The organism is Pseudoalteromonas sp. P1-25, assembly GCF_001401805.1.
In the GTDB taxonomy this organism is placed as follows: domain Bacteria; phylum Pseudomonadota; class Gammaproteobacteria; order Enterobacterales; family Alteromonadaceae; genus Pseudoalteromonas.
In genome coordinates this window covers 40,012-51,847 of record NZ_LKDW01000028.1, presented here as the reverse complement: position 1 = coordinate 51,847, position 11,836 = coordinate 40,012, and the positions used below count along the sequence as shown (strand labels likewise).

General features: G+C 41.6%; 8 protein-coding genes and 4 tRNA genes. 4 read left to right on the top strand and 8 right to left on the bottom strand.

Features of this window, described 5'->3' with window-relative positions:
- The 8 genes from rsxC to AN393_RS15550 all read right to left on the bottom strand — a co-directional run.
- Positions 1-1,922, bottom strand: a 1,922-nt coding sequence (rsxC, locus tag AN393_RS15585) for an electron transport complex subunit RsxC (RefSeq protein ID WP_055018570.1), incomplete at its 3' end; no start/stop codon positions are given.
- Between the two features lie 8 nt (positions 1,923-1,930).
- Positions 1,931-2,485, bottom strand: a complete 555-nt coding sequence (gene rsxB / locus AN393_RS15580) for an electron transport complex subunit RsxB (protein WP_004589479.1) — start codon at positions 2,483-2,485, stop codon at positions 1,931-1,933.
- A gap of 1 nt (position 2,486) precedes the next feature.
- Complete coding sequence (gene rsxA / locus AN393_RS15575; protein WP_004589478.1) at positions 2,487-3,068, bottom strand: electron transport complex subunit RsxA; 582 nt, start codon at positions 3,066-3,068, stop codon at positions 2,487-2,489.
- A 212-nt stretch (positions 3,069-3,280) separates the two neighbouring features.
- Positions 3,281-5,224, bottom strand: coding sequence for an EAL domain-containing protein (locus tag AN393_RS15570; RefSeq protein WP_055018569.1), 1,944 nt, complete (start codon positions 5,222-5,224; stop codon positions 3,281-3,283).
- 148 nt (positions 5,225-5,372) lie between these two features.
- A tRNA-Asn gene (locus AN393_RS15565) sits at positions 5,373-5,449 on the bottom strand.
- A gap of 26 nt (positions 5,450-5,475) precedes the next feature.
- Positions 5,476-5,552, bottom strand: a tRNA-Asn gene (locus AN393_RS15560).
- Between the two features lie 21 nt (positions 5,553-5,573).
- Positions 5,574-5,650 (bottom strand) — tRNA-Asn (locus AN393_RS15555).
- Positions 5,651-5,671: 21 nt separating this feature from the next.
- Positions 5,672-5,748, bottom strand: a tRNA-Asn gene (locus AN393_RS15550).
- Positions 5,749-6,808: 1,060 nt separating this feature from the next.
- Between AN393_RS15550 and AN393_RS15545 the strand changes: the two genes are divergently transcribed.
- Genes AN393_RS15545 through AN393_RS15530 form a run of 4 tightly spaced genes read left to right on the top strand, consistent with a single transcriptional unit; the run spans position 6,809 to position 11,789 of the window.
- Entirely contained in the window at positions 6,809-8,179 is a 1,371-nt protein-coding gene (locus AN393_RS15545; protein WP_055018568.1) for an MATE family efflux transporter, read from the top strand.
- A 4-nt stretch (positions 8,180-8,183) separates the two neighbouring features.
- The gene (gene uvrB / locus AN393_RS15540) at positions 8,184-10,178 is read left to right on the top strand and encodes an excinuclease ABC subunit UvrB (protein WP_055018567.1); all 1,995 of its coding nucleotides are present in this window, start codon (positions 8,184-8,186) and stop codon (positions 10,176-10,178) included.
- Entirely contained in the window at positions 10,179-11,117 is a 939-nt protein-coding gene (locus AN393_RS15535; RefSeq protein ID WP_055016301.1) for a class I SAM-dependent methyltransferase, read from the top strand.
- Positions 11,118-11,789: a tRNA (adenine(22)-N(1))-methyltransferase TrmK gene (locus tag AN393_RS15530; RefSeq protein ID WP_055018566.1), complete on the top strand. Its 672-nt coding sequence runs from the start codon at positions 11,118-11,120 to the stop codon at positions 11,787-11,789. It begins immediately after the preceding gene.
- Positions 11,790-11,836 lie beyond the last annotated feature (47 nt).

The window sequence follows — 11,836 nt, the reverse complement described above, 5'->3', positions numbered from 1 at the left end:
TCATCAGCTGGGGCGATTGCTTCATCGTTTTTTGGCTCAGCGCTTTGCTCTGCTTGCGCCGCTTTTTTCGCTTTAGCACGGGCAATAGCAGCAGCTACCGCAGCCTTTTTGTCATCAGCTGGGGCGATTGCTTCATCGTTTTGTGGCTCAGCGCTTTGCTTAGCTTGCGCCGCTTTTTTCGCTTTAGCACGGGCAATAGCAGCAGCTACGGCTGATTTTTTATCATCAGGTGCTGATGATGACTCGCCCTCGGCAGCTTTTTGTTCTTTATATTTACGCGCTTTTTCTTTACGCAGTGCGCGCTCTTTAGCTACTTCACTGTTATCTGGCTCTAGCTCTTCACCTTGCTGTTTTTTCGCTTTGGCGCGGGCTATTGCAGCGGCTACAGCTGATTTTTCATCGCCATCGGATGATTTGCTCTTAACGCGGGCAAGAGCATCTGCTACTTTTTGTTTTTCATCTGGTGTTTTGGCCGCTGGTTTACGTTTATGGCGATTTTGACGTTCTTGTTGCTCGCGCTCTAGGCGCTCTTTACGGGCGTCAAAGCGCTCTTTTGCTCTATCGGCTTTAATTTTTTCGGCTTGCTGCTCTTTTATTTCTACTTTTGCTACGCGGTAATATTGCACCAATGGAATTTCGCTTGGGCATACATACGCACACGCGCCACATTCAATACAATCAAATAGGTTGTGTTCTTGTAATTTGTCGTATTCTTTTGATTTTGCAAACCATTGTAATTGCTGTGGTAATAACGAAGCAGGGCAGGCATCTGCACAGGCACTACAACGTATACAGGCTTTTTCAGGGCCAGGCTCTGCCAGCTCTTTATGATCGGGCGCTAAAATACAGTTGGTGGTTTTAATTACCCCAATACGCACAGTCGGTAAGGTAAAGCCCATCATTGGCCCGCCCATTACAACGCGCTGCTGGGGTACGGGTGAAAAACCTTGGCAATCTAGCAGGTGCTTAACTTCGGTGCCTAGTAATGCCCATACATTACCTGCATTATGAATGGTGTTACCTGTTACTGTAACAACGCGTTCAATAAGCGGTTTACCTTCGTATACGGCTTGTTGTACAGCAAACAAAGTACCGGTATTGTGCACTAAAATACCAATATCGGCCGGAATACCGCCGCTAGGTACTTCACGGTTTGTGAGTAATTTAATTAATTGTTTTTCGCCACCCGAAGGGTAAACAGTAGGCACTGTTTGAATGACAATATTGGCGTTGTGCTCTGCGGCACTTTTCATAGCTGCAATGGCTTCGGGTTTGTTATCTTCTATACCAACAATACACAGTGTCGGGTTTAGAATTTGTTGCATTAGCTCAATGCCTTGCACTACTTGCTTGGCATGTTCACGCATTAATACATCGTCGGCCGTTATGTAAGGTTCACACTCAACCGCATTAACAATTAAAAACTCAATAGGTTGCTTTATATCGGCTTTTACATAAGTAGGAAAGCCTGCTCCACCCATACCACTTATACCTGCTTGATGAATAATATCGACTAATTCATCGTGGCTAAGCTCACTTGGGTTAGGGGTAGGAGTCAGTTCGCACCATTGATCCTTGCCATCAGGCTCAATAATAATACTTAGCTCAGGTAGAGCCGATGGATGCGCCGAAGGCACAGGGCTAATATCTGTTATAGTGCCAGAGCTGGGCGCATGTACAGGCACAGACCAATTCGCAACAGGCACGGTAAGTGCTTGACCTTTTAATACCTGTTGGCCTTTTTCTACAATTAACTTACCGTTAGCACCTATGTGCTGTTTAATTGGTACAACTAACTTATCTGGCAGAGGGAGCCTAGCAATACGCGCACTGTTAGAGAGTGTTTTTTGTTGTGGTGGATGCACGCCGCCCGGGAATGCCCAAACGGTGCCTTTTTTAATTTGTTCAAGTAACTTTTCCACTCAAACCTCTAATCTATTTGCGTGACAGGAATAGCATCAAGTTGCCATTTCCAGTTTTGTTTTGTTTCGGCTACAGGCAGCATATCAATGCAATCTACAGGGCAGGGCTCTACACACAAATCGCAGCCGGTACACTCTTCAATTAATACAGTGTGCATTTGGCGTGTTGCACCAACAATGGCATCAACAGGGCATGCCTGGATACACTTAGTACAGCCTATGCACTCGTCTTCGCGAATATAGGCCACTGTTTTGATCGGCTCTGCTTGCTCACCACCGGCAAGCGGTTTAGGCTCAACGCCCATTAAATCGGCCAGCTTTTTAACCGTTGCTTCACCGCCTGGCGGGCATTTATTAATTTCATCTCCGTTGGCAATTGCCTCAGCATAAGGGCGACAGCCCGGATAGCCACACTGGCCACACTGAGTTTGTGGTAAAATGGTATCTATTTGCTCAACAATTGGGTCGCCTTCTACGCGAAAGCGAATAGCTGCAAAGCCTAAAATAAGTCCAAAAACAAGCGCTAGCGAGCCAAGCGCTATCAAGGCATACATTAAGGTCATATTAAAACTTCACTAATCCGGTAAAACCCATAAACGCCATTGACATTAAGCCGGCGGTTATCATGGCTATTGAGGCGCCTTTAAACGGGGTGGGAACATCTGCAGCAGCAAGGCGTTCGCGCAGCGCTGCAAATAATACAAGTACTAATGAAAAGCCAACGGCTGCGCCAAAACCATACACCGCGGATTGTAAAAAGGTGTGATCTTCTTTTATGTTAAGAAGCGCAACACCTAATACCGCACAGTTAGTGGTGATCAGCGGCAAAAATATACCTAATAAACGGTATAAAGTAGGGCTAGTTTTACGCACAACCATTTCGGTAAATTGTACCACAACGGCAATCACTAAAATAAAGCTCATGGTACGTAAAAATTCGATGTCTAGCGGCGCTAAAATATATTGATTAACTAAATAGCTTGTAACAGAGGCAAGAGTAAGCACAAACGTGGTTGCTAAAGACATGCCAATTGCGGTATCAAGCTTGCCTGATACACCCATAAATGGACATAAGCCTAAAAATTGTACTAATACAAAGTTATTAACTAGAACGGTTCCAATCAATAACAAGACATATTCTGTCATGTGTGCCTCGCGCTATTAAAATCCCGTGTATTATCCTTTTTTCTGCCCCGATAAACAACATATGCGAGTCGTTATCAGTTAAATAAACACGGTAAAATAATTAAGCGATCACAAAGCTGTAAAATTTATGTGATTTTAAAGTAAGTGAAAAATTAAACAGTTAAAACACAAAAAGAGCAACATGTGCTCTTTTTATGTTTTTTAAGCAGGGCTTAAATGTCTTTTGGTTTTTCTATGTAATAACCTTGCACGCCATCTAGGCATAAGGTTTCTACTATGTGTTTTTCTTCTTGGCTTTCAACGCCCTCTGCAAACACACTCACACCAATACGGTGAGCTAAATCAACCATTAGGCGCATAAAGTATTGATTGTTTTTATCATCTTCTAGGCCGCGCGTGTAACTAGCATCCATTTTAATAAAGTCGGGTTTTAAATCACGGAAAAACTTAAACGAGGTTAATCCTACACCAAAGCGTTCAACCGTTACGCGGGCCCCTACGCGGTGTACCATATCAATAAAGCGTTTACTGGCTTTAATATTTTGCTGTAGGCCAAACTCACTTACTTCAAATACTAATTTAGAGGCTATATGCGTATCTTTTAATAAGCGGCGTTCTAACCAAATAACAAATTGGTCGTTATGTGCGCTTGAGGCGGTCACGTTCAGGCCAAAAAACTTTTCAGACAGGTTGCGGCTTTTAATTTTTTCAAGTGACGAGTCAATAATTAAGCGGTCAATTTCTATGGCCATGTCGAGCTTTTCAGCCATGGCTAAAAATGAGGCCGTAGGAAGCACTTGGTTATCTTCGGTTTTAAAACGTACTTGTATCTCTGCATAAGCCTTAATGCTTTTACCCAGCGGCATAATATTTTGCATTACTAAGTGAACACGTTTTGATTCAATTACTTCGTTAATCACTTTGCGCCAGTTTTGGTTACCAAACCCAGCACTTACATTATTGACTAAATCGGTTTCGCGCTGCACATGCCAAGCATTTACCTGCTTAGATTGCGCCATGCTCATTGCGTTATCTACAACCGATAATAGCTCGCCCAGCGGTTTGCCTTTTTCGTAGCCCACAATGCCCGTATTAGCCACAGAGCTGAGCTCTTGATTTTGCTGGTATTGGGTAAAGCGCGATTGCAGGTTTTCACCAAAACGCTCTGCTTCTTTAAGTGGGGTATTAGGTAATACTACGGCAAAGTCTGAGCTATTTAGCCTAAATACTTGGCTACCTGTGTAGGTACCACTTATATGTTTAATTATATCGGCCACACCTTTAACGTAGTCATCACCTTTTTGATAGCCACGGCTTTGGTTTATCGATTGCAGCTCACTACAGCGCACAAGCGCTAGCGAGCCAAAGGTACTGCGCTCACTGTTTTCGATGTGCTTTTCGTAATATTCAACAAACATATTACGGTTGCCTAATTCGGTAATCACATCTTTGTAGGCTTCTTGCTTAATGCTTAGGGCAGCGTTTTGAATATCATCATTTTTATTTTTTAAAAAATGCGAAAGGCGATTAAAGCTAGGGACTAAATCTTTACCTAGCTTTTTCATTTTACTGGCATCGAGCGCGGTGTTTAAGTCGTCACCAATTTGATTTTGGTTAATGTAAATGTCTATTACATCGGCAACGGTCATGCTGATATTTTTATTTAAGCTATGAAAAATAGACTTCATTAATATGATAGGAATAATCACTAACAACGCTGAGATAAAAATAACAATAAACAGTGAAGTTTGAAGTTGCTGTGCTAAACGCTCTATGTTGAGAGTAAATTCTACTTTTATGTCTGCGGCGTCGTTAACTGCAAATTGCGGGCGAACTGAATTAAAGCTAGATTGAATAAACTCAGCAAACATGGGAAGTTGGGTAGGGGAGTTAACTGAAAATACTTCAGCCCCTTGGTAGTCTCTTAGTATAAAGTTTGAAAACGTTTTACCATCGGCAATCGCTTTTTTTATACTTTCAGGCGAAATCTCGTCGCTTGTTAAGCTGTTAATGTAGTGTGTTACACTGGTTTGTGCCGAAGTTTGTGCTTCACTTACTGCATTATTAAAGCTTACAGATATGAAGTAGCTTCCAGCCGCAACACATACAAGCCAAGACAGGATTTGTATAAAAATAAGTTTTTTAAAGCCAGCCATGTTATCAATCTTTTAATAGTTCAAAAGGAAAGGAATCAAGTCCTTGATCATTCAACTAATAGCAACACATTAGAATAGAGATTATGTTTTAGTTATAAAGCAGAAGAGTAGTGGAAAATTACTGAAATGTCTATGAAATTCTTATGATTGGCTCCCCCTCCCCGACTCGAACGGGGGACCTGCGGATTAACAGTCCGTCGCTCTAACCAACTGAGCTAAGGGGGAACAAATAGAGATGTAATTTTATGATTTGGCTCCCCCTCCCCGACTCGAACGGGGGACCTGCGGATTAACAGTCCGTCGCTCTAACCAACTGAGCTAAGGGGGAACTACATCATAAACATAAACTTGGCTCCCCCTCCCCGACTCGAACGGGGGACCTGCGGATTAACAGTCCGTCGCTCTAACCAACTGAGCTAAGGGGGAAACGTTTATGATTGAAAAACTTGGCTCCCCCTCCCCGACTCGAACGGGGGACCTGCGGATTAACAGTCCGTCGCTCTAACCAACTGAGCTAAGGGGGAAGCGTCATGCCTTTCAACGGGGCGAAATATTAATGATGGAGCCGCAAAGTGTCAACATATAAAAGTCATAAATTTAAAAAAGTGGTTTATTCGTTGTTTTTATGTTCGATCTGCGCATTTTATAACTCTATTTATGCAAATCATAGAGATAAATCTTTATTTAAACTTACATCAATACGAAAAAACAGCGCTCATGAATTAGTCATTGTTTAATTTATGTGTAAAAAATGCCAGTGAAGTAAAAGTTATCGCAGCTAATTAGTAAATTTGTATTTAATCCTATTGTCATAAAACCAAGTATAAATTTAGCTAGCAGAAGTTTTTTAGAAATCCAGTAATGGGTTTTTCTTCTACTGCAGTGTTTTAACATAGCCAATCGAGTAAACACGTTTCTCAGTAGTTTATTTTGAAAAGCTACACAAAAACAAAATTATCAATAAGTTGATAAACAATTAGCTAAGATAAATAAGTGATATATGGAAGCATCCGAGGCAAAATTTTGCTTATCTTAATTTTTTGTTTGCAAGCATTGATAAGTTTTTAACTTTAGCATTTAGCAAAAGGTAAGCTAAAGCTAAATTATAGTCAGCGTGCAAGCCTTTATAAATGCGGGCTGGACTGAGTTATCCACGGTTTCTGTGGATAACTCTGTTTATGAAACTTTAAGAACAGTGTTCCGACCAGAGTTTATGGGCACTACAACGATTTCAAGCTTTTAAATCAATTTTTTTATTACATTTAAAAACATAGGCTTATAAATACATACTGAATTACCATGCGGTGATGAGTAAATTAATTTATTGCAATAATGATTAATACTGTGCTGTGTAAAAATTCAGCGAATTAGCAGGGGGTAATGTTAAAAAAGTGATAAAAATGTTCACTTATTGTTTTTTAGCGCTCTAAGAGTGTATTTATCTACAAATGCTTAAAAGTTCGACTTTACCTAATTTCTATATTGCTGCTTTATTAATAGTACAAAATCCATTGATAAATCCGTGGCTTGAATTGCTATGATGCTTTAAAATGGCAAGCTCAGTAAAAGAGGCTTATTTATTCCATGCGCGAAACTTCACATTCTCAGTCACGCCCAGATTTACTTAACGATCCCATCTTGCCTACATTAAAGAAAATGACCATTCCGATGATCTTTGGCATGATCACACTAATGATGTTCAACATTGTTGATACATTTTTTATTAGTATGTTGGGCACAGAGCCGCTTGCGGCGGTAAGCTTTACGTTTCCGGTAACCTTTACGGTAATAAGCCTGGCCATAGGCTTAGGTATTGGCACATCAGCGGTGATAGCTAAAGCTTTGGGCAGTAATAAAATAGAAGAGGCGCGTTTTGATGCCAGTGTGTCGCTTATTGTGGCGTTACTATTAGTTATTTTACTTTCGTTTGTTGGATATTTACTAATCGACCCAATATTCACTTTATTAGGGGCCGGACAATTAGTGCTGCCACTTATTCATGAGTATATGAATATTTGGTTTATTGGCAGCGTATTTTTAATTACCCCCATGATAGGTAATTCGGTATTACGAGCCAGTGGCGATACTAAAACCCCTAGTATAGTAATGGGTGGGGCAGGGCTTATTAATGCCATACTCGATCCTATTTTAATATTTGGCTGGGGCCCAGTACCGGCTTTAGGCATTCAAGGTGCCGCTATTGCCAGTGTTATCGCTTGGGGCGTTGCTGTTGTTATTATTCTATACGTGTTGGGGATAAAAAAACGACTATTGAGCTTAAAAGCGGGTAATCAAACAGCGCTAAGTGCAATAACAAAAGTGCTTAAAATCGGCTTACCCGCAGCGGGGGCTAACATGCTTACCCCAGTGGCAATGGCTGTAATGACCGCACTCGTTGCTAATCATGGACCCGAAGCGGTTGCCGCTTTTGGTGTGGGCAGCCGTATTGAATCAATTACCTGTATTTTAGTGCTGGCCTTATCGATGACGTTGCCTCCTTTTGTTAGCCAAAACTTTGGGGCGGGTAAATTAGGTCGCGTAAAAGAGGCGTACATTGGTACGTTAAAATTTGTGATGATATGGCAATTTGCTAATTATATTTTACTCATTGCGCTTTCAGGGGTAATAAGCCAATTATTTGGTAAAGAGCAAGCTGTAATTGATGTTATTAAACTCTTTATATACACCATACCGCTAAGTTATGGTTTTCAAGGGGTGATCATTTTATCAAATTCATCGTTTAATGCTTTACACAAACCGATGAATGCATTGTTTTTAAGTATTATTCGTTTGTTTGTTTTTTACCTGCCTTTTGCTTATATAGGCAGTATGCTAGGTGGCTTAATTGGTTTATTTATAGGCGCCGCAATCGGTAATGTATTCACAGGGTTAGTCGCGTACAAATGGTTTGTAAAAGAGCTAGATGCAATATGCAGTAACACGGTAACGGAGTAAATAAATGAGTGATCACTTTGAGCTAAAGTCACAATTTAAACCCGCGGGCGATCAACCCACAGCGATTAAACAGCTTGAAGAAGGCTTAGAAGCCGGGCTTGCGCATCAAACCTTACTCGGTGCCACAGGTACAGGTAAAACATTTACCATGGCCAATATTATTAGCGATTTAAATCGCCCAACAATAATAATGGCGCATAATAAAACACTAGCCGCGCAGTTGTATGGAGAAATGAAAGAGTTTTTTCCTAATAATGCAGTTGAGTATTTTGTATCTTACTACGATTACTACCAGCCAGAAGCCTACGTGGTTGCCAGCGATACATTTATAGAAAAAGACGCCTCTATTAATGAGCACATAGAGCAAATGCGCCTAAGTGCTACCAAAGCACTGCTTGAGCGCCGCGATACCATAATAGTGGCGTCTGTGTCGGCTATTTATGGTTTGGGCGACCCCGACTCATACATGAAAATGATGCTGCTTTTAAAAGTAGGCGAGCAGGTCGACCAACGGGATATGCTACGCCGCTTAGCTGAGCTGCAATATACTCGTAACGACATTGACTTTAGCCGTGGTACTTACCGTGTACGTGGCGAAGTAATAGATATATTCCCGGCCGAGTCAGACACCTATGCAGTGCGTGTAGAAATGTTTGATGACGAAATAGAGCGCCTCAGTATTTTTGACCCCCTTACCGGTGCGGTTGAAAAACACATAGTTCGTGCCACTATTTACCCTAAAACGCACTACGTAACGCCTCGCGAAAAAATTCTTGATGCCATAGAAAAAATAAAAGCTGAGCTTAAAGAACGCAGAGCACAACTACTAAGTGCCAATAAATTGGTAGAAGAGCAGCGCATAGCGCAACGCACTCAATACGACATAGAAATGATGACCGAGCTTGGTTATTGTTCGGGCATAGAAAACTACAGCCGTTATTTATCGGGGCGTACCCCGGGCGATCCACCACCCACATTGCTTGATTACCTCCCTGACGATGCATTAATGATAATTGATGAATCGCACGTCACTGTGTCGCAAATTGGTGCCATGTATAAAGGCGACAGAAGCCGTAAAGAAAACCTAGTTGAATATGGCTTTAGAATGCCATCGGCAATGGATAACCGCCCACTTAGGTTTGAAGAATTTGAAGCCATAGCACCGCAAACTATTTATGTATCGGCAACGCCCGGCGACTTTGAACTTGAGCGCAGCGCAGGCGAAGTAGCTGAACAAGTTATACGCCCAACCGGCCTGTTAGACCCAGAAATAGAAATACGCCCTGTAAGCACCCAAGTAGATGATTTACTCTCAGAAATTTATAAATGTGTAGAAAAAGGTGAGCGAGTACTGGTAACTACGCTTACTAAACGCATGTCTGAGGATTTAACTGATTACTTAAGCGAGCATAACGTAAAAGTGCGTTACCTGCACTCAGACATAGACACCGTAGAGCGCGTTGAAATAATTCGTGATTTACGCGCCGGTGTGTTTGATGTGTTAGTAGGTATTAACTTATTAAGAGAAGGCCTAGATATGCCTGAAGTGGCACTAGTGGCCATTTTAGATGCCGATAAAGAAGGCTTTTTACGCTCGGCACGTTCGCTTATTCAAACTATTGGCCGTGCTGCACGTCACCTTGATGGGCGCGCCATTTTATACGCCGACAAAGTAACTAAATCGATGGAAAAAGCGATTAGCGAAACGCAGCGCCGTCGTGAAAAACAGCATGCCTACAACATAGAGCACGGCATTGAGCCACAAGCCTTGGTTAAAACGATCACCGATATTATGGATGTGGGTGAAGAAGCTGCACCACAAGATAATCTTAAACTAGTGCGTAAAGAGTCTAAAAAAATACTCAGTGCTAAAGAAATTGCCACACAAATTAAGCAACTTGAAAGCAAAATGCATGCTTATGCCAGCGATCTTGAATTTGAAAAAGCCGCGTCGGTACGCGACGAAATACACGAACTACAACAACAGTTGATTAACTAAATGACACCCGATTTTTCGCCTCTAATAAGTGCGCTTGAAGATGCGCCATTACTACAAAACGAACTATGCCGCGTATTCCATGGCCGCGGGCATAGCGTGGCATCGCTAAGCCATATTAATTTAGATTTTTACCCGCCGAGCTTATTTTTAATTTCGTATGATGAAATTGACGACGCCACGTTAAATACACTGACCAATACCCTTTGGACATGGGCGCAGCAGCATCACCCCGAGCTTATTACTGGGCTTGTGTATCAACAGCGCGCGGGTGTACAAAGCAATAATCGTTTAGTGCATGGCAATCTTCCCTCGCCACATGTGGTAAAAGAAAACGGCATCAGTTTTTTAGTGGATTTAACAAGCCGCCAAAATACCGGAATTTTCCCCGATATGCGCAGCGGCCGTGAGTTTGTTTCTGCCAATAGTAAACATGCAAAAGTACTTAATTTGTTTTCATACACCTGTGGTTTTTCTCTTGCGGCAATGCAAGGCGGGGCTGATCATGTAATGAACATGGATATGAGCAAAGGCGTACTTAAAGTTGGTAAGCAAAACCATCAACTCAACGGTTTTGAGCGTGGAGTGAGTTTTTTACCTCATGATATTTTAAAGTCGTTTGGTAAATTAAAAAAAGCAGCGCCGTTTGATTTAATTATTGTAGACCCGCCAAGCTTTCAAAAGGGCAGCTTTATTCTAACTAAAGATTATCAAAAGGTACTGCGCAGATTACCAGAACTTTTATGCGAAACCACACAGCTTTTATTATGCGCTAATAGCCCAGAGCTTAGCGAAGATGCGTTTAAGGCTTTAATCAACGAGCACACCCAAGGCGCAATAGAATTTGTTGAGCGCCTTGCACCCACAGCCCGTTTTGTAGAAGTAGACAGTAATAAAAGCCTAAAAGCGTTAGTGTATAAAACGGCGCACACTTTAACTTAAATGAAACTGAGTAAGCGTTTAAACGCAATTAATGCGTTAATTACTAACCCAGTAGATGTTATTTGGGATTGCTGCTGTGACCATGGTTACTTAGGCATTGCACTATTAAAGCGCCGCGCTGCAAAACAGGTTAATTTTGTTGATGTGGTAGATAAAATAATGGCAGAGCTGAGCGAGCACCTAGTAAATATTAGCCAAACACTGCCAAGTGATGTGCAATACAAAGTATTTTGCCAAGATGTTAGGGAAATAAAACTGGTTCCTAATGAATTAAATACCGTGGTTATCGCCGGAGTTGGCGGCGAATTAATGCTAAAACTTGTCGCCGGCATTATTAAAAACAATTGCGCTGCATCAGTGGCAAGCACCCGCTTTATAGTTTGTCCTATACACCATACTTATCATTTGCGCAGTGGCTTAGCCAAATTAGGCTTTGGCCTTGAAAGCGAGCAATTGATCACTGAAAACAACCGCTATTATGAGCTTATAGAGATAAGTCAACGTAGCGCCACATTGCTTACATCTACTGGCAACAGCATGTGGGATTTAAACAATGCATTGCACAGACAATACCTTAAACAGTTACTCACTCATTATAATAATATGCTTAATAAAGATGAGCTTTATTATCAAAAAGTTATAACAGATTATAAAAACCTCAGCGGCGCTTAAAAATGACTTATTTAGGGCTAATTGTGTGATCTAATTTAAGGCGCTAA